Origin of the sequence: Caloramator sp. mosi_1 (genome assembly GCF_028622835.1) — a bacterium.
Classification (GTDB): Bacteria; Bacillota; Clostridia; order Clostridiales; family Caloramatoraceae; genus Thermobrachium.
Genome location: NZ_CP117677.1, coordinates 1,001,493 through 1,020,134 on the forward strand (window position 1 = coordinate 1,001,493; position 18,642 = coordinate 1,020,134).

Here is an 18,642-nt window from a genome sequence, read left to right on the forward strand (position 1 = left end):
TACTACTTTTGAGCTGCTATTGCATCCTTTACAGTTTGTACGCACTTGTCAAGTGATGCCTTAGGTTCCATCTGTCCGTCCCAAATAGCTGAGAAGGATGTTGCAAGTGGTTCCCATACAAGTTGCATTTGTGGAATTGATGGCATTGGCTCTGCATTCTTAATTTGTGCTATAAATCCTGCAACTATTGGATCTCCACTAACTTCTGGCTTATCCATTAGAGCCTTAACTGGTGGAATTTGATGAGTCATTTCATATCTCTTCATTAACATTTCATCTGATGTTGCAAATTCAAGGAATAGTTGTGCAGCCTTTGGATATTTAGTAAATGCACTTATATACAATCCTCTGATTCCTGAGAAGCTCTTTGGTTGCTTTCCATTAAATGTTGGAAGTGGTGCAACGCCAAAGTTAACCTTTGCATCGGTATATCCCTTAACTGCCCAAGGTCCATTTATAATCATAGCAACTTTACCAGCTGCAAAGGAACCATCCATAAATTGATAGTTAGCATCTGCTGCCTTAAGTGGTAGTATTGAAGTTAAGCTCTTATAGAATGTAGCACCAGCTACTGCACCATCATTATTAAGTCCTATATCATCCTTATCTGTTCCTGCCTTACCAAATACATAACCGCCATTTGCAGTTAGGAAGCTGTATGAGAAGTATGCATTACCAACGTCCCAAGCAAGTGCAAACTTCTTTTCCTTTGGATTGTTGAAGGTCTTTGCAAACTCTATTATTTCTTCATAGGTCTTTGGAGCTTCCTTTATTATATCCTTATTATAGAATAATGCGTAAGTTTCGATTGCTGTTGGATAACCATAAACTGTTCCATTCATACTTACACCATCTATTGCAGCTTGTACATAGTCATTCTTTATTCTATCTGGCTTATGGTTTGGCTGAATCAATCCTGCTGCTACCATCTTACCTACGTGGTCGTGTGGTGCTGATATTATATCTGCTCCTACACCTGCAGGTCCGTCCTGTTGAAGCTTTCCTGAAGTTGCAGTATGGTCAACTGGTTCATACTTTACAGGAACGCCATATTTCTTTTCAAATTCTGCTGCTACATATTTTATGTACTCTCCTTCTGGGCCTTCACTTTCCCAAACTACAAGCTTTGCACCATCTTCTGGTTTAAGTTCATTTGCAGTATTGTTGTTATTATTGTTGTTGTTATTTTCAGCAGGCTTCTTACCGCAACCTGCAAGAAGTGAAACTACCAAAAGTCCCGAAAGAATTAGAGCAAGTGGTCTTTTCATATTTATCCCCCTTCTTTTTACTTTTATTTTTTAGGCAATCGTTTGAATTGGTTGCCTGTCCCTCTACATTAAATATTTATTACTTTACACTTATTTTTATTACAGATTAATTTATTAAATAAAAGAAAAATTTAAACCACCTCAACTTATATATATCTAAGTTGAGGTGGCCTTTAAAAGAAGGGGAATAATATGATTACCTTATAAATTTAACAAACTCTGGGAATCTTTTTGCCCAGTGTATTTCGCTGTGGGTTGCTCCTTCATCTATTATGAGTTTTATATTTTGCTTATCCATAAATTCACTAAGTGTTTCATATATCCTTATTGTTCCATTTATATAATAGTTCTTAAAATTAGGGTCCTCATCATTGCTTGTTTCCTCTGTTCCGATATCAAGATAAACCTTCATTTCCTCTCTTTGTCCCTGTTCTCTTAGAAATTCTAAAAGTTCACCCTCTTTAAACCAAGCAGCAGTTGAAAAGGCTCCTATTTTTGAAAATACTTCTTGATATTTAAATCCTATATAGAGGGAAATAAATCCTCCCATTGAGCTTCCTGCAACTATTGTATTTTCTCTATCCTTTAATGTTCTAAAGTTTTCATCAATATATGGCTTGAGGGTATTTACTATAAACTGTGCATATCTATCTCCCTCTCCCCTGCACCGTTCTTTATGCCCCTCTTAAGTAGGCTCTCTATCTCTTCATTCCTCCAAGGTGAATATTCATCAAGCCTTTTAAAGCCCTCTTGATTGTTATCAATCCCTACAACAATAAAGCCCTCTATTTCGCCTTCCTTTTGCATTCTATCTAAAGTCTCTTTAACTTCCCAAGAATGTCCTGAATAGGAGAGGTGATGGTCAAATAGGTTTTGTCCATCGTGCATATATATTACAGGGTATCTCTTGCTTTCATTTTTATAATAATCTAAAGGAAGGTAGATTCTTATATTTCTTTTTCTATCTAATTCCTTCATATATATTTCCTTTATTATTATTCTTTCCATTATATCACCTACCTTAGCTTTAAGACCATTTTTTCATAGGGTGCTAAATTTAATTTATTATTTATAGAAACAAGCCTATCATTGAGTATATCCATATATTCACCCTTTAAACCAATTTCAATGTCTTTTTCTTTATTTGATGTACTAAAGATACATAAAACTTCCTCGTCATCTACAAATCTACTAAAGGCATATACATCCTCATCAGCATAAACATTTTTATATTCTCCAACCTTTAATGACTCTAATTCCTTTCTTACCCTTATTAGATTTTTATAGAAGTTAAACAGTTCTTTATCAATGTTTTCAAATTCCATTGTTATTCTGCAATATGGGTCAGTTGCACCCGATAAACCTGCTTCGTCTCCATAGAAAATCATAGGAATTCCTATTGTAGTAAACATATAGAAGACTGCAAGTTTAAGCTTTTCCTTATCGTTTTTACATTCATATAAAAATCTTGCTGTATCGTGGCTGTCTATTAGGTTTAATAGATTGTATCTTATATCTCTCCTATATCTTGCATAAAGGTTTTGCATATATGAATCAAGTTCCTTTAAGTTCATAGTGCCCCTTGCAAAAACCTCAAGGGCTGCGTGCATAAATGGATAGTTCATTGATGAATCGTATTGGTCTCCTCTTAGGTAGCTTTCTGCACCATCCCAAACTTCTCCTATTATAATTGCATCTTCCTTAACAGATTTAACTGTTTCTCTAAATTCTCTCCAGAACTTGTGGTCTATCTCATTTGCAACATCAAGTCTCCACCCATCTATATCAAACTCTTCTATCCAATACTTGGCTATATTTAATAGGTACCTTTTTACCTCTATATTTGTTGTGTTCAACTTTGGCATATTCTTAGATTGTCCAAACATCTCATAGGTACCGTCATCATTTATAAAATACCAATCAAAGTATTTTGATTTCTTGCCCTTCTTTATAGCATCCTTAAAGGCAAAAACTCAGAACTTGTATGGTTGAAAACTGCATCAAGTATTACCTTTATTCCTCTTTGTGACATTCCTCTACTAACTCTTTAAATATATTTTTGTTGCCGAAGGATTTATCTATATCATAGTAGTCTATTGTATCATATTTATGGCAGCTTGGTGATTCAAATATAGGGGTTAGATATATGGCATTTACTCCAAGTTCCTCAATATAGTCAAGTTTTTCTATTATTCCCTTTAGATTACCTCCAAACATTCTCTTGTTGGTAGGTTCGTCAAACCAAGCCTCGTCAAGTTCTTCCTTATTAAATCTATCTACGAATATCTGATAGAAAATTGAATCTCTCCACCAGGAATGAGCCTTATATAAATCACCTTTACATATGTAGGCAAATATAAAATATCTATTTCTATCCTCTGGAGGCTCTTTATAGAACCTTTGTTGTGAGTAATACACTGTTTCTTTCTCGTCCTCTAATTTAAAGTAGTAGCATATTCTATTAAAGCTTGGTGAAATTGAAATCTCATAGTAATCAAATAAATCATCAGAAAATACCTTATTCATTTCCTTTTCAAACATTGTAACCCTTGCTACAGGTTCGTATCTGTCTCCATAACATAATATTACTCTTTTTAAATCATCTTTTTAGTTCTAAGTTTAATACACAAAGTCTTTTCATCAAGAGGATAGGCATAGGTACTGTCGCTTTGATGGTAAATTGCTTCCTTTAACATCTCATATTCCCTCCATAAATTAAACGTTTAAGTAATTTAAGTTAAAGGCAGATTATTCTGCCTCTATTACCGTATATTGTACATATTTATAATTTTTGTCTATATATCTTAAAAGCAAATCTGATATAAGCTTTGCTTTGTTGTCGATATCAACTGAAATCTTGTTTATCTTTTCATCTAAAAGATACTCTTGGTTGTTTATACAAATTACAGCTATTCTATCTTTATCTACGTATCTTGATAGTATAACTCCAAGTTCCTCTGAAACTACTATGAACTTTTCATCTTTGTGTTTTGCTACAATTTGGTTTATTGAATCTACAGAGGATATAAAATAAACCTCTTCCTTTTCATTTTTATCTTCTTTTATTTTTTCCATAAGCTGTTCACTATTTAGGTGTGGAATTAAAATTACCCTCTTTTCATCTTTGCATAATTTTCTTGCATATCCAAGATAATCTACGTTTATTTTATGAAATAGTATATCATCAAGTAAGGCATCAATTAAAAGTATAGGAACAGTAAATTTTATTGATATATCGTAAAATATACTATTATCTACATTAAAAACAAGAACACCATCTAAATCTCTCTGTTTAATTATATCTAAGTTAGGTTCTTCTACGCTTATATTAGATGATAAAACGTGGTAACCCTTTGTTGCAAGGTAGTCCTCTATTTTTTCAAGAAGCTTGTAATTGTGGTTTGTAAAAATAGGAATTTTATTTTGTTTGTGCTTTAATATTAAAACACCTACAAGCCCCGATTTTCTTTTACAAGAGACCTTGCTGCAAGGTTTGGCACATAGTTTAATCTATTTGCCACCTGTATTATCTTGTCCTTTGTCTCCTCTGATATACTCTGCTTTTCGTTACCATTTAAAACATAGGAGACAGTTGCAACAGAAACTCCTACCTCCTTTGCTATATCCTTAAGTGTTGGCCTTTTCATAGTTTACCCCTTGGTATCGTCTTTTAAAAATTCCCAATGGCTAAAGTGCCATTGGGATTATTATATTATAACTTCCCCGAAAAACAACCGTGTATAGTTCCCCTCTTTATCAGCTCTTAACAGCTCCAGATGATAATCCTTCAACAATGTATTTTTGTAGGAATGCATAAAGTATTGTAATTGGTATAGCAACTAAGATAGCACCAGCTGCAAATAGTGTAAACTTTGTATTTGTTTGTCCTGTAACCATTTCCATAAGACCCATTGCAAGAGTCTTCTTATCAGCAGTTCTTAATACAACACTTTGTAGTATAAAGTCCATCCAAGGACCTATAAAGCTTGTTAATGCAAGGAATACTATTATTGGTACTGCAAGAGGCATGATTATCTTTGTAAATGTTGTAAAGTTTGTTGCACCATCAACCCTTGCTGCCTCGTCAAGGCTCTTTGGTATTTGGTCAAAATATCCCTTTATAAGCCAAGTGTTACCTGGTATTTGTGCACCTGCATAGAATAGCACAAGTCCTATATGAGTGTTAAGTAAGTTAAGCTGCATAAGTAGTGTATAAATCGCAGTAAGTGTTAGGAAGCTTGGGAAAACTTGTAGAACAAGTATTGTAACAAGTCCTGCTTTTCTTCCTTTAAATCTAAATCTTGAAAATACGTAAGCATTAAATGTTGTAAGTATTGTTGATAAAATCATATTTAAAAAGCAATTTTAAGAGTATTCTTATACCAAATTGGATAGTCTGTCTTTGTAAATAGTTCTTTATAGTGTATAAATGTTGGGTTTTTAGGAATCATACTTGATGAATACAAGCTATCCCCTGGATTTAGGGATGAACCTATAATCCATAAAACTGGGAATAAAATAAATACTGTATTTGTTATTAAAAATGTATATACTAATATCTTTAATATTATATCCTTAGGAGTTAGCTTCTTCTTTCTCTTAACAAGCTTTATTTCGCTTGTTTGTGTTGTTGTGCTCATCATCAGATTAAATCCTCCTCTCTAAAGGACTTGGACCTTGTAAAGCTGTATGCAACAATTGGTGCAATCATTAGGAATATCATAATTGTAACAACTGATGCCATATGGTATTGTTGTTGATTTAGTGTCATCTTGTAAATCCAAGAAATTAGAAGATCAGTATGTCCTGCATAACGATAATTTGGATTTACAGGTCCTCCACTTGTTACAGCGTATATTATCATAAAGTTGTTAAAGTTATATGCAAAACTTGATATTAAAAGTGGCATAGTTGAATGTAGTACCATTGGTACTGTTATATGTCTTAGTTTTTGAATGCTGTAGCACCATCTATATCAGATGATTCGTATAGGTCCTTTGGTATATTTGTTAATATACTTGTCATAAGTGCCATAAAGTATGGTGCACCAAGCCACATATTTATTAATACTAAAGTTACTTTTGCCATATATGGGTCTGTAAGCCAGCCTATTCTTTGTAATCCTAAATGTTCTATAAAGTCATTAATAGGTCCTGGACCACTAAATAAAAGTCTCATTATAAGTAATGATATAAGTCCTGGTACCGCATATGGAATTATAAATATTGTTCTCCATAACTTCTTTATCTTAACACCTGATGAATTTACGATAAGGGCCCACATAAGTCCAACAAAGAAACTTGTAACTGTTGCAAGTACAGCCCAAACTACTGTCCATATAAATACTCCTGATAAAGTTTCGTTCCATATCTTAAGTCCAAAAATTTCTTTAAAGTTTTGTAATCCAACCCATCTTACCAATTTTCTTGGTGGTAGATGATATGGTGCTGAATAATCAGTAAATGCTATTAATACTGTAAATATTATTGGTAGTAGTATTAAGAATAACATAGCTAAAATACCTGGAGTCATAAAAATCCAGTGGAAATTTCTGTCTATCTTATCCCTAAGGGTTGTTTTCTTCTCCTGTTTTGGTCTATATGCATCTCTAACATTGTAAATATAAATACCTATTAGTATAGCAATTAATAAAATTGAAATTAGTCCTTCAAGCATTAAAAGATAGAATGATCAAATACGGCAATACCCTGTTCATTATAGTGGAACTCTACTTCACCTAATGTCCAAATTCCCCATAATCCATGTGCAAAGAATGGAATACCAAAAACAATAGTTAAAATTTCAACAAGTAGTAGGAAAATACCTTTAAAATATTCTCCCTTCATTATCTGTGCTGACCCCATTATTATATATGACAGCCAGGCAAACTTTTCTTATCTTCCATCTTTTCACCTCTTTCCAAGATTAATTATTATAGGTATGTGCATACGCACATACCTATAACTATTTAATTACTTATATTACTTTTGTGCTGCTATAGCATCCTTTACAGTTTGTACACACTTATCAAGAGCTGCTTTTGGTTCCATTTGACCGTCCCAAATAGCTGAGAAAGTTGTAGCAAGTGGTTCCCAAACAAGTTGCATTTGTGGAATTGATGGCATTGGTTCAGCATTTTGAGCTTGAGCCATAAAACCTGCAACTATTGGGTCGTTCTTTATTTCATCTCTATCAGCTAAAGCCTTAACTGGTGGTATTTGTTTTGTCATTTCAAATCTCTTCATTAACATTTCATCTGATGTTGCAAATTCAGCAAATAACTTTGCAGCCTTTGGATACTTTGTAAATGAGCTTACATAAAGTGCTCTTACACCTGAGAAGCTCTTTGGTTGTGCTCCACCAAATGTTGGAAGTGGTGCTACTCCAAAGTTAATCTTTGCATCTTGGTATCCCTTAACTGCCCAAGGTCCGTTTATAATCATAGCAACCTTACCAGCTGCAAATGAACCATCCATAAATTGATAATTTGAGTCTGCAACCTTAAGTGGTAGTATAGTCTTTAAGCTCTTGTAGAATTCTGCACCCTTAACAGCACCATCATTGTTTAGACCGATGTCATCCTTGTCAGTTCCTTGCTTTCCAAATACATATCCGCCATTTGCAGTTAAGAAGCTGTATGAGAAGTATGCATTACCAACATCCCAAGCAAGTGCGAATTTCTTTTCCTTTGTATTGTTAAATGTCTTTGCAAATTCAACTATTTCTTCATAAGTCTTTGGTGCTTCCTTAACTAAGTCCTTATTGTAGAATAGTGCATAAGTTTCAATTGCTGTTGGATATCCATAAACTTTACCGTCTAAGCTTACACCTCTTAGAGCAGCTTCCATATAATCATTCTTTACTCTGTCTGGATTATGATTTTCTTGAATTAATCCTGCTGCTACCATCTTACCTACGTGGTCGTGTGGTGCGGCAAAAACGTCAGCTCCAACTCCAGCAGGTCCATCTTGTTGAAGCTTACCTGATGTATCTGTGTGGTTAACAGGTTCATAATTAACTTTTACACCATATTTCTTTTCAAATTCTCCTGCTACATACTTTATGTATTCTCCTTCTGGGCCTTCACTTTCCCATACAAGTAATGTAGCTCCTTCCTCTGGTTTTAATTCATTTGTTTGTGCTGGTTGTTGATCCTTTGGTTGTTCTGCTTGTTTCTTTGGACCACATCCAGCCATTAATGAAGCCACTAATAGTGCTGAAAGCATAATTGACAATGGCTTTTTCACAGTAATTCCCCTTCTTTAGTTTTTTAAATTAATTAACTTAAATGTTTAAGTTCAATTATATTATAACTCTTTTGCAAACGTTTGTCCATAGTTTTTGAAAATTTTAAAATGTGATTTATTAAAAAATTTTGCATTAATGTTTTAACTATTAAAATCATATAACAAATACATAGGTTATATAGAACCTTTTACAATAGTTTCCAAAACTCTCTTTAATGAATTTTGGAACTCTTTTACCATATTTTTATTTTTATTCTACAATTTTTATTGTATAATTTAACTTGTTAATTTTAATAGAAAAGGGTGGGTATATGAGAAGTTTTTCAAAATTTGTTAATTACGCGTTGAGGCTGTTATTTTTACCTATAATATTTGCAACAATGGGATATTTATGTATTTATAGTAAGTACTTTAAAATTTTAAACCTTGAGTTACTTTTTTCTTTTTAATAACTACATCTATTTTTATTTATTCCATTAAAAGGAAGTAAACTATATATATGTATTAGTCTGTATAATATTGTTCGGTGCAGCTCTTAGATTCTTTTGGATTTTATCTTTAGACAATAGACCTGTTTCTGATTTTGCAGGGATGTATATAAGAAGTGGGATGTTTTTAAAGGGAGACTATTCTATGTTCCACGATAAAAACTACTATGCCAGATTCCCACATATGACTGTAACTGTTTTGTATTTTGCACTTATTAGGCATTTATTTGCAAATGGACTTTTAGCAATAAAGGTTATAAATGCTCTGCTTTCTACTTTAAATATATATTTAATCTTTTTAATCTCAAAAGAAGTGTTTAATTCTAAAAAATCGGGCTCTACTCTGCATATATTTCAGCAATTTATCCAGCCTTTATTACATATACAGCAGTATATTGTTCAGAAAATATTGCAATGCCCTTTTATCTTTTGAGTATATATGTATTTGTAAGATATTATAAAAATAAAAGAAACTTTTTATATATAATTTTATGTGGATTGATACTGGGAATAGGACATCTTTTTAGAATGGTGGGGGATGTCATATTAATCGCTTACATAATGTTTATTTTAATTTACATTAAGGATAATATTTTTAATAAATCAAAATTTGCTGTAGGTTTAGTTATTGCCTTTTTAGTTCCTATGCTAAGTGTAAATGCAATCCTTAAAGAACTGAAGATAACACAATATAATCTTTGGAGAGGAAGCGAAACAAAACTTACCTCTGTTCTTCGTGGTTCTAATATGGATACATTTGGAAGATGGAATATGGAGGATGCAAAATTTATTGCTTCATTTGATGATGATAAAGAACTTGAGGCGGCAATAAAGCAAAAGTTGAAGGAAAGGTACACGCAAACTCCCCTAAAAAGCTTATTTATTTTATACTTAAAAATACTCCACACAGTGGGCTGCAGGTGATTTTGCTGGTGCCTATTGGTCACAGGCTGATACAAAATCCTTAATTATTGATTTAAGACACAATGGTATAATTTATATTAACCTAATCTATCTTATTATATTAATTGCAGTTTATATAGGTTTATATAATAAAAGTCAATTTCTTGAAAATCCTATAATAAATTTATTTTACATTATTTATTGTGGATACGGTCTTCTTTATTTAATTATTGAATCACAGGAGAGATATTCATATATAGCAAGCTTTTTATTTGTTATATTAGCTCAAACTATATATAGAAGGGATGAATTAAATTGAAAAATTATATTGAACTTATGCGACCAAAGCAGTGGATAAAAAACTTCTTTGTTTTTGGTGCAATAATCTTCTCTAAAAGTTTTTAGAAATAGACAGCATAGTTAAGGTTGCTTTAGCCTTCTTGTGTTTTTGCCTTATTTCTTCAGCAGTATACATAATGAATGATATAAAGGATTTAGAACAGGATAAAATACACCCTAAAAAGAAAAATAGACCTATTGCAAGTGGAAAAGTTTCTATTAAAAAGGCTATTGTCGAAATGATTATACTTATAGTCGTTTCACTATCTGCTGCCTTCTATTTGAATAAATTTCTACTTATTATATTGCTGATTTACTTTATAAACAATATAATCTATACCTTCAAAATAAAACACTTAGTTATATTAGATGTTATTTCAATTGCAGTAGGGTTTATATTAAGGGTTGTTGCCGGTGGAGTTGTTATAGATGTTGAACTTTCTGTTTGGATTATACTTTGTACTCTTTTTATTTCTCTATTCTTAGGTTTTGAAAAGAGAAAAAATGAACTTAAGTGTTTAGAAGATAATGCAACAAAACATAGAAGGATTCTTGATGACTATTCTATTAAGTTTTTAGATGATATTTCAAATATTGTATGCGGATGCACAATAATCTTCTACTCCCTGTATACCTTCTTTGCCTATAACCATAAGTATATGATGATAACTAATATATTTGTAATCTATGGACTATTTAGATATAAATACTTGACGGAAATTAAAGCTTTAGGGGAAGCCCAACAGAAGCTGTTCTTACAGATATAGGAATTATAGTCGATGTTATTTTGTGGGGGATTTGCAGTGCAATAATACTTTTATTTACATAATAAGGGAGGTTTTGAGTTGATTAAAAGATTGCTATATTTGATGTTGATAAGACCATTTTAAATGGCGACTCAATGTTTATGCTTCTTTTTACACACTAAAGAAAAACCTAAAGCAATCTTAAGGCTTCCAAGACTAATTTTTATTCTAATGCTCTATGTGCTGAAAATAGTTGGAACAAAGAAGGCTAAGGAAGAGATGTTTTATGTAGTAAACTACTTAAATGAAGGTGACCTTGAAGAATTTTTTAAGGAAAAAATATTAAAGCACACCTTCTTTGATGCTAAGGAAGAACTTATAAAGAGAAAAAAGAAGGATACACAGTAATACTAATCTCTGCCTCTCCTGAATGTTATATAAAATACTTTAAAGAATATTTTGATGTTGACTATGTTCTTGGGACAATCTTAAGAAAAACAGAAACGGGATATACAAATATAATAGATGGTGAAAACTGTAAAGGAGAAGAGAAGGTCTTAAGACTAAGAAAGCTATTAGATAGTGAAGATATTCAAATTGATAGAGAAAACAGTGTATGCTATTCTGATTCACTTTCGGATATGCCTTTATTTAATCTTGTGGAAAATAGGTTTTTAATAAATAACAATAAAAAACTTGATAATTTTAAAAATCTGAGGTGGCACTGATGAAAAAATTTTTAAACAAAGGAATAATCCTTATGATTATATCAGCCTTTTTAACTGCAAATGGACAACTTTTTGGAAGTTTTCCCAAAGTTCAGATAGGATAATTAATATCGCTATTGGATTTTTACTCTACGGCCTTGGTGCTCTTTTTATGATTTTTGCCTTTAAAAACGGAGAGCTTTCTGTTTTGTACCCAATTATGTGCGTTTCTTATATATTCGCATTAATAAACGGATATATTTTTTAGATGAAACAATTTCTTTAAGCAACCTTTTAGGAATTTTAATTATTACAATTGGAGTTAGTTTATTAGGAAGGGAAAATAGAGTATGAATTTTAAAATATTTTGTTTACTCATATTAATGACACTTTGCGGTTCTCTTGGTGGATACTTTTTAAAAGAGCATCATCTTGCTTGAATTCCTTAAGAACACTAATTTTAAATAGGTATATTTATATTGGAGGAATTTTTATTGTGTAGGGGCTTTTATAAACATAGTTTTACTTAAATATATCCCCTACAACATAGTTCTTCCTTTAAATTCAATAACATATATATGGACTCTTCTTTTAGCATATTTTCTATTAGGAGAAAAAATAAATAAGTATAAGCTTATGGGAATAGGTTGTATAGTTGTTGGGGTTTTTTATTGACAAGATAAAATAAGTCTGAAGCATCTATTATGCTTCAGACTTATTTTTGGTTTTGAAAACTTACTCTCTTTATCTTACCCCAACTGTGTTTCATTTTTCTAAATTTAACAATTCCCTCTATTCTATAAAGGGTTGTAAGCTGTCTGTATCCAAAGTTTTCTAAAATCCCATAAAAGCTTAGCTTCATAAGCTGTTTAAGGGTTGGATATTTGTTAAAGGTATATTCCTCAAGAAGTATTGCACCAAGTGATAGAAGTATTCCATAAAGTATGGAAGCTGAAAAGAAAATAAGAAAATATTTTAAGTTTAATAGTCCAAATATATAGGCAAGAGGAATCATAACATAGCCTATTATCTCAATTATAGGCCCTATCATTTCAAACAACCAAAAGTATGGAACAGCAATTAAACCAATCTGTTTGTACCTTGGATTAAAAAACATTCTCTTGTGCTTAAGAAGGCTGTCCATAAGTCCTATCTGCCACCTTCTTCTCTGGGACCTTAAATCCTTAAAAGTCTCTGGTGCCTGTGTCCAACATACAGGGTCTGGTACAAACTTTATTCTATATTTTATTTTATTTCTCAGGAAATACTCGTGCATCTTAACTATAAGCTCCATATCTTCACCAATTGTGTTTTTAGCATATCCACCCACCTCTATTGCTGACTCCTTTTGAAGGCACCAAAGGCTCCAGATACAATAAGCAGGGAATTTACAGCATCCCATCCTACTCTTCCTGTTAAAAAGCCCTTAGGTATTCAACAATTTGAAACATTGCAACCCTGCTTTTAGGAAGTCCAATATCTACAACTCTACCTCTTTTAATTAGTGAACCATTTGCTATTCTAACTATGCCCCCAACTGCTATTGTCTTTTTATCCTCTATAAAGGGCATAACCACCCTAACTAAGGAATCGCTCTCAAGTATTGAATCTGCATCTATAGATGTAACTATAGGGTAGTTAGAAACATTTATACCTGCATTTAAGGCATCGGCTTTGCCTCCATTTTCCTTATCTACTACAATAAGATTTGGTATATCTAAGTTTTTATAAATCCCCTTTATCTTGTTAGTATTAATTCTGTACCTTACAGGTTGGTTTATCTCTTTTAAATCAAACTCCTGTATTACTCTATTTAAAGTTTCATCCTTTGAACCATCGTTAATAACTATTACTTCAAACTTTGGATAGTTAAGGGAAATAAGGGACTTTATATTTTCAACTATAGTTTCTTGTTCATTGTATGCTGGAACTAAAATTGAAATTGGTATCATATTGTCTGATGTTATATATTTTTTATAATCAGAATACCTTATTTTTTCACGTAATCACTTAAGTTAAAAGCTGCAAGTATAAGCTGTATAAAGTAGATAAAATTAATAACTAAAACATAGTAAATAATAAAATAGTTAAAATTGATTACTATTGACTTTAATAGTGGTGTATTCATAAAAATCACCTATCTTTTTCTTGAATATATTTTTGTATTACTTCTTTTAATTTTGGTGTTCTTGTATTTTGCATATCATACTGAAGCACCTTATCCCAACCATAGCTTGTCTCAAGAACAGCAATTACTATATCCTTTGCAAACCTGTCTTCTCCCTCTAAAACATCATAAACAAGCTCAATTCCGCCTTCTATTGAAATTAAAGAATTCGCAGCATTATATCTTACATACCACTCTCTATCAGATAGTGCCTTTACAAGTGGTATTAGTGCCTTTGTATCCTGAAGCTGTCCTAAAACCTTTGCTGCAATTGCTCTAACTTCCCAGGCTTCATCCTTTAATAGTTCTATTATCTGAATTACATATCTATTATCTCCCATATTGCCTAAGGCCTTAAGTGCGGCTATCTTTTTCTCCTTGTTTTCGTCAGCTAAAAATATAGCTATCTCGTCGGCTAAAAGTGTATTTTTATAGTTTCCTGCTGATTTTATAAATATTGATGCTATAAACTCATCATCTAAATACATTAAATTTCTATAGACATATATTTTATCTCCCTCAAAGCTATCTGCTATTTCAATCAAACTTCTTTCGCTTAATGGAATAGTTTTAGAAAGTTTTTTAAAGGCGTCTATAAAGGCCTCTTCGTTCCCTATTTTAGCAAGGGCCATTAAGACATTGTACTTAACCTCTACAACTTCAACATCTATAAGTTCTATAAGATTCTCTATTGCTTTTTACTTCTCATTTCTCCTAAGTTTTTACAGGCAAGTGCCACCTTATGCATATCTTTACTCTTTAACTTTTCTAATTCATAATCAACAAGCCCAATATCCTCACTAAGCTTTGTTAATTTTTCTAAAATACTTCCCTTTAAATTTTCAAAATAAAATAAAAACCTTTCTTCTACTATTTCCCTTTTATTTTATCCTTCATAAAGCCTTGTAAAGTTTTAAGTTGAATATTTGTAACTTCATATTCGTCAATTCTTGAGGCTATGTCATCAAGATAACCTGAAATATTTTTATAAACCCTTTGCTTTTTTCTATTTTTATAATTATCATATAGCTTTTCTGCAATAAGATAGGCATAAAGAAGAATTATAATAACTGAAAAATAAGGATAGAGTATAAAACAATAAGCTCCATAAAAATCACCACTAATCTAATAATTTTTTAATTCTGCTGTCAAGTTCTACAGGTGAAAAGGGCTTAACAACATAGTCATCTGCACCTAAGTCAAGTGTTCTTTTTATATAGTCTTCATTTTTCTGAGAAGATAAAACTATTATTGGTATTTTAGAATTTTTTTCTCTAATGTTTTTTATAAGCTCATCTCCATTCATAAGCTTTAAATAATAGTCAGTTACTACTAAATCTATGTCGCTACTTTTTAGTATTTCTAATGCTTCAAGCCCGTCAGAGGCAGTATATACATTGTAGCCTTTATTTTTATACCTTGACTTTAATATAGATAGTATTATTCTATCGTCGTCAACAAACAGCAAATTTATAGCATTATTTTGTTTTACAGAATCAACATCAACAACAACCTTAGCTCTACCCTCCATTTTAGCTATTGCAAGTGCTCCCCTTGCCTTTAACAGCATATCCTTATAATCTTCTTTCTCCTTTGTAATAGAGGATATTCCTGAGGAAAAGCTTATTTTATGTCCAATTTCCTCTCCATACTTTATTGCAAAATTTAGTACTTCCTCTGCAACATTTTTTACCCATTTTACATCCCTATCATAGAATATAAAGGCAAATTCATCTCCCGACATTCTGTAGGCTATATCAACCTTTGTTGTATATTTTTTAAACTCTGAAACCACTTTATTAATTATCCTATTACCAAAGGATACACCAAGCTTTTTATTGATCTCTGACATATAATCAAAATCAATAAGAAGAAGTATTCCGTCCTTTTCCTCTTCCTTTGCCTTAGCTAAAAGGGACGTGGCTAATATTTCACCCTGTCTTCTTGTGTAAAGACCAGTTGAAATATCGTAAACAGTATTTTTAAGCATTTAGAACTCATATTGACTAAGTTTGTAAGTTTAAGATATACCTCTTCTACATCAAAATCATATTCAATGTAGTCTATAGCTCCTAATCTTAAACATTCAAGCTTTGTATTGTAATCTACATCTGATATAACAATAATAGGTAGCTGGTCTAATACCTTTTCTTCCCTTATGCTTTTTAAAATAGTTACTGCATTTATGTTTTTGTTGTTTTGAACTACAACAGCATTTGGATTGTATGAAAAATAGAGTCTACTGCATCTCCCTTTGATAGGATTACCTCAATGTGGCTAATATTTAACTTGTTTATTAGTTCATTTAGAGCATTATCGCTGTCAGGGAAAATTAAAACTCTGCTCTTTTCTGATATTTTGTTTTCAATTATTTCTTTAACCTTAATGAGTTTTTCAACATACTTTTCTTTATATTCCTCGTTTTCATCTTCTAACAGCTTCTCAATTCCATTAAGTTCAAAGGCAACATCTTCTATTTTATTTTCTGTGGAAATAGTATATATTTTCTTTAATACACCTTTAACTACGTTCATAAATGCTTTATCTTTATTCTTAACTTCAAGCAGGTCGTTTATGGTGTTTAAAACTTCTTGCATAACTAAATCAATATGTGCCATATTATTCACCTCCTATATTTTTAAAGGATTCCTTTAAAATGTAGTAGGATTTTTTCAACCTTTCGTGGTACGTTGGTATATCCCAAGACTCCCAATTATATTTTTCATTAAAGTATAGGCTACCTCATCTTGTTTCTTTAAAATTACACCTACATAAAACCCTTCTACTTTTGTAGGTTTTATACCATTATTTAGATATAAATCATCCATTATCATTTTAGTTGATGGGTCCATAACATTTAGAAGTTGCCAAGGTATTCTTATTTCTATTATATCTCCCTTTACAAAATAATCTGCTAAGGAATTAAAATCTTTGCTGTCAGGATTTGCATTACCATACATTAGTTTACCTGTCTCATATTTTTGTATTGGAAGTTCTTCTTTTTCCTGTGGAAGAACAAAGGGTCTATTTAGACAAAGATAGATTTTATTAAATATACCACTATTTTTTACTTCAAAGCTTGGATTTTCCTTGTCCATTTTTAATTTTTTACTGTACTCATAATAAAAATGATCGTAATAGGCATCTACCATAATTCTTGAATCTTCTTTACCCTTAATCTTAATAACAAAGTCAACAGGTCTTTCAAAGTTTAATCCTTCATCTATAAACTTGTTGTTTCCTTGATTTTCCTTTATATCTATAGGAATATATAGCGTATCTTTGTTTAGATCGAATTCTTTTGCATTTATTTTGAAATATACATATCCTTCATCTGAATTTACACTTAAAGCTAGATTATTTTCTACAATTAACGGATTACTACTCCATTCAGATTCATCCCCATCAACATAGCATACACTTTTTGCTCTCCTGGTTCAAAGGTTAATAACCCAAACATCTGCTCATTTGTCTGTACATTTTTCCAGTAGGGGCGTCTATCAGGAATATCTAAATCCATTGTATTCCAGGTTCTTTTAAACCACTCATCCTGCCAAGAAAATACAAGGCCTCCTGCATATTCTTCTTTATATATATCCTCAAGCATACTTACAATATATTCGCCTTGTTTTGTTTCATTTACAAAACCTTGATTAAATCCTGTATGAATATTAACGTGTGCCATTCCTCTTGAGGCAGGAATTCCAAACTCGGCAACTAAAACAGGCATTGTATGCTCTTTTCTTAAATCATTTAAATATGACCTATATGGATTTACTTTACCCTTTTCATCTATATATGTTGTATATTTTTTATCATAATTCATAAAATCAGGATAATATGGATATATGTGATAGGATGCAAATAAGCCAGGTAAAAATGAACTCTTCTTTTTATGTGTTCTGGATTTACTGTAACCATATCTTCCTTTTCTAATGGTTCATTTGGATGTTCTAACATATCTGTTGTTACCCAGTTAGATAGTGCAAGAGGTCTTTGCATTCCATATTTTTCTGTTTCATACTTTATACATTCATCTGCTACCTCACACAGAAAAACCTCAAAGGGTGATGCATCTTGTGTATATAAGTATTGCCCATCATATCTTATTTTTTCTTTATTTTTATTATTTGTTTCTACAACAAACTCTGGATCCCACTCTATACCTAATATCCATCCTATTACATACTTTGAAACATCCTTAGTATAAACACCTCCTGCGTATCCCTTTTCCTTTTCTACGTTTATATTGCCGTGTATAATATTTATCATCTTTTTTGTTTCTTCTATAAAAGTTTCCTTTATTTTTGAATTATGTGCATCCATATATTTTATTATATCCTCTTCGTTTAGCCATACTCCGTGAAAAACATATAGTGGAGTCTTTGCCTTTTGATTATACTCATAAAGAGCCTCATAAAACTCTGGCATAAGCCTTGTATATACCCTTATTGAATTTGCATTCATATCCTGTATGTACTTAAACCATCTTAAATAATCTTCCTTTGTTATCCCAAACTCCCCAGGAAAGTATCCAGGCTTTGATGCACCAATATTTACTCCCTTTATAAATGTTTTTTAAACTTTTTATCTTGATATATGTAAAAGTATTTTTCATCAACCTTTGATATGTATTTTATTTTTCCATCTTTATATATTGAATCTATATGTTTTTTATATTTTATCAACCTGTTTGCAGGAAAAATAAGAAATAAAATTAAAATTATAAAGGTAAAGTACCTCTTCAAATAGACCACCCCTCAACTTATAGCTTATA

Annotated in this window: 26 protein-coding genes and 2 pseudogenes; 6 read left to right on the plus strand and 22 right to left on the minus strand. The window is 31.6% G+C overall.

What is annotated here, in order from left to right:
- Positions 1 to 2: 2 nt before the first annotated feature.
- The 13 genes and pseudogenes from PL321_RS07135 to PL321_RS07200 all read right to left on the minus strand — a co-directional run bounded on the left by PL321_RS07135 (position 3) and on the right by PL321_RS07200 (position 8,515).
- Entirely contained in the window at positions 3 to 1,268 is a 1,266-nt protein-coding gene (locus PL321_RS07135) for a sugar ABC transporter substrate-binding protein (protein ID WP_273964016.1), read from the minus strand.
- A gap of 196 nt (positions 1,269 to 1,464) precedes the next feature.
- Positions 1,465 to 1,902 (minus strand): alpha/beta hydrolase, encoded by a 438-nt coding sequence (locus PL321_RS07140; RefSeq protein WP_337961116.1) that lies wholly within the window; start codon positions 1,900 to 1,902, stop codon positions 1,465 to 1,467.
- Positions 1,899 to 2,276, minus strand: a complete 378-nt coding sequence (locus PL321_RS07145; protein ID WP_273964017.1) for an alpha/beta hydrolase-fold protein — start codon at positions 2,274 to 2,276, stop codon at positions 1,899 to 1,901. Before PL321_RS07145 ends, PL321_RS07140 begins: the two co-directional genes overlap by 4 nt.
- An 8-nt stretch (positions 2,277 to 2,284) precedes the next feature.
- Positions 2,285 to 3,220, minus strand: coding sequence for an alpha-amylase family glycosyl hydrolase (locus PL321_RS07150; RefSeq protein ID WP_273964453.1), 936 nt, complete (start codon positions 3,218 to 3,220; stop codon positions 2,285 to 2,287).
- A gap of 61 nt (positions 3,221 to 3,281) precedes the next feature.
- Positions 3,282 to 3,686: an alpha-amylase family glycosyl hydrolase gene (locus tag PL321_RS19810; RefSeq protein ID WP_443110756.1), complete on the minus strand. Its 405-nt coding sequence runs from the start codon at positions 3,684 to 3,686 to the stop codon at positions 3,282 to 3,284.
- Positions 3,672 to 3,964: pseudogene (locus PL321_RS21170) on the minus strand (alpha amylase N-terminal ig-like domain-containing protein); the annotation flags it as partial. The gene PL321_RS19810 and the pseudogene PL321_RS21170, both read right to left, overlap by 15 nt.
- 52 nt (positions 3,965 to 4,016) lie before the next feature.
- A complete protein-coding gene (locus tag PL321_RS07165; RefSeq protein WP_273964018.1) occupies positions 4,017 to 4,343 on the minus strand; it encodes a hypothetical protein in 327 nt (108 codons plus the stop codon).
- 374 nt (positions 4,344 to 4,717) lie between these two features.
- The gene (locus tag PL321_RS07170) at positions 4,718 to 4,915 is read right to left on the minus strand and encodes a LacI family DNA-binding transcriptional regulator (RefSeq protein WP_273964019.1); all 198 of its coding nucleotides are present in this window, start codon (positions 4,913 to 4,915) and stop codon (positions 4,718 to 4,720) included.
- A gap of 109 nt (positions 4,916 to 5,024) precedes the next feature.
- On the minus strand, positions 5,025 to 5,618 hold the full coding sequence (locus PL321_RS07175) for a sugar ABC transporter permease (protein ID WP_273964020.1): 594 nt from the start codon (positions 5,616 to 5,618) through the stop codon (positions 5,025 to 5,027).
- 2 nt (positions 5,619 to 5,620) lie between these two features.
- Entirely contained in the window at positions 5,621 to 5,911 is a 291-nt protein-coding gene (locus PL321_RS07180; protein WP_273964021.1) for a hypothetical protein, read from the minus strand.
- Positions 5,911 to 6,944, minus strand: a pseudogene (locus tag PL321_RS07190) (carbohydrate ABC transporter permease). The gene PL321_RS07180 and the pseudogene PL321_RS07190 overlap by 1 nt, the downstream one beginning before the upstream one ends.
- Positions 6,944 to 7,132, minus strand: a complete 189-nt coding sequence (locus PL321_RS07195) for a hypothetical protein (RefSeq protein ID WP_273964025.1) — start codon at positions 7,130 to 7,132, stop codon at positions 6,944 to 6,946. The pseudogene PL321_RS07190 and the gene PL321_RS07195 overlap by 1 nt, the downstream one beginning before the upstream one ends.
- 117 nt (positions 7,133 to 7,249) lie before the next feature.
- Positions 7,250 to 8,515: a sugar ABC transporter substrate-binding protein gene (locus PL321_RS07200; protein ID WP_273964026.1), complete on the minus strand. Its 1,266-nt coding sequence runs from the start codon at positions 8,513 to 8,515 to the stop codon at positions 7,250 to 7,252.
- Positions 8,516 to 9,034: 519 nt separating this feature from the next.
- On the opposite strand from PL321_RS07200, the gene PL321_RS07205 reads away from it, so the two are divergent.
- The 6 genes from PL321_RS07205 (at position 9,035) to PL321_RS21175 (ending at position 12,373) form a co-directional block, all read left to right on the plus strand.
- Positions 9,035 to 9,436 (plus strand): hypothetical protein, encoded by a 402-nt coding sequence (locus PL321_RS07205; protein ID WP_273964027.1) that lies wholly within the window; start codon positions 9,035 to 9,037, stop codon positions 9,434 to 9,436.
- Positions 9,379 to 9,927, plus strand: coding sequence for a glycosyltransferase family 39 protein (locus PL321_RS07210; protein ID WP_273964455.1), 549 nt, complete (start codon positions 9,379 to 9,381; stop codon positions 9,925 to 9,927). Before PL321_RS07205 ends, PL321_RS07210 begins: the two co-directional genes overlap by 58 nt.
- Positions 9,928 to 10,346: 419 nt before the next feature.
- The gene (locus PL321_RS07215; protein WP_273964028.1) at positions 10,347 to 11,012 is read left to right on the plus strand and encodes a decaprenyl-phosphate phosphoribosyltransferase; all 666 of its coding nucleotides are present in this window, start codon (positions 10,347 to 10,349) and stop codon (positions 11,010 to 11,012) included.
- 123 nt (positions 11,013 to 11,135) lie between these two features.
- Entirely contained in the window at positions 11,136 to 11,399 is a 264-nt protein-coding gene (locus PL321_RS07220) for a hypothetical protein (RefSeq protein ID WP_273964029.1), read from the plus strand.
- 29 nt (positions 11,400 to 11,428) lie between these two features.
- Positions 11,429 to 11,719 carry a haloacid dehalogenase-like hydrolase gene (locus PL321_RS07225; protein ID WP_273964456.1) on the plus strand — a complete coding sequence of 97 codons (291 nt, stop codon included), beginning with the start codon at positions 11,429 to 11,431 and terminating at the stop codon, positions 11,717 to 11,719.
- 525 nt (positions 11,720 to 12,244) lie between these two features.
- Positions 12,245 to 12,373: an EamA family transporter gene (locus PL321_RS21175; RefSeq protein ID WP_443110757.1), complete on the plus strand. Its 129-nt coding sequence runs from the start codon at positions 12,245 to 12,247 to the stop codon at positions 12,371 to 12,373.
- Positions 12,374 to 12,413: 40 nt separating this feature from the next.
- On the opposite strand, the gene PL321_RS07230 is transcribed toward PL321_RS21175, so the two are convergent.
- From PL321_RS07230 to PL321_RS07270, 9 genes are all read right to left on the minus strand, one after another.
- Positions 12,414 to 13,100, minus strand: a complete 687-nt coding sequence (locus PL321_RS07230) for a glycosyltransferase (RefSeq protein WP_273964030.1) — start codon at positions 13,098 to 13,100, stop codon at positions 12,414 to 12,416.
- Between the two features lie 13 nt (positions 13,101 to 13,113).
- Positions 13,114 to 13,650, minus strand: coding sequence for a glycosyltransferase family 2 protein (locus tag PL321_RS07235; RefSeq protein ID WP_273964031.1), 537 nt, complete (start codon positions 13,648 to 13,650; stop codon positions 13,114 to 13,116).
- Between the two features lie 181 nt (positions 13,651 to 13,831).
- The gene (locus PL321_RS07240) at positions 13,832 to 14,497 is read right to left on the minus strand and encodes a HEAT repeat domain-containing protein (RefSeq protein WP_273964032.1); all 666 of its coding nucleotides are present in this window, start codon (positions 14,495 to 14,497) and stop codon (positions 13,832 to 13,834) included.
- A 488-nt stretch (positions 14,498 to 14,985) separates the two neighbouring features.
- Complete coding sequence (locus PL321_RS07245; RefSeq protein WP_273964033.1) at positions 14,986 to 15,855, minus strand: response regulator; 870 nt, start codon at positions 15,853 to 15,855, stop codon at positions 14,986 to 14,988.
- A 214-nt stretch (positions 15,856 to 16,069) separates the two neighbouring features.
- Positions 16,070 to 16,483, minus strand: coding sequence for a hypothetical protein (locus tag PL321_RS07250; RefSeq protein WP_273964034.1), 414 nt, complete (start codon positions 16,481 to 16,483; stop codon positions 16,070 to 16,072).
- A 54-nt stretch (positions 16,484 to 16,537) separates the two neighbouring features.
- Complete coding sequence (locus PL321_RS07255; RefSeq protein WP_273964035.1) at positions 16,538 to 17,017, minus strand: hypothetical protein; 480 nt, start codon at positions 17,015 to 17,017, stop codon at positions 16,538 to 16,540.
- A gap of 218 nt (positions 17,018 to 17,235) precedes the next feature.
- Positions 17,236 to 17,691: a hypothetical protein gene (locus PL321_RS07260; RefSeq protein ID WP_273964036.1), complete on the minus strand. Its 456-nt coding sequence runs from the start codon at positions 17,689 to 17,691 to the stop codon at positions 17,236 to 17,238.
- On the minus strand, positions 17,688 to 18,332 hold the full coding sequence (locus tag PL321_RS07265) for a hypothetical protein (RefSeq protein ID WP_273964037.1): 645 nt from the start codon (positions 18,330 to 18,332) through the stop codon (positions 17,688 to 17,690). The genes PL321_RS07260 and PL321_RS07265 overlap by 4 nt, the downstream gene beginning before the upstream one ends.
- Positions 18,333 to 18,430: 98 nt before the next feature.
- Positions 18,431 to 18,613 carry a hypothetical protein gene (locus tag PL321_RS07270; RefSeq protein WP_273964038.1) on the minus strand — a complete coding sequence of 61 codons (183 nt, stop codon included), beginning with the start codon at positions 18,611 to 18,613 and terminating at the stop codon, positions 18,431 to 18,433.
- Between the last annotated feature and the right edge of the window lie 29 nt (positions 18,614 to 18,642).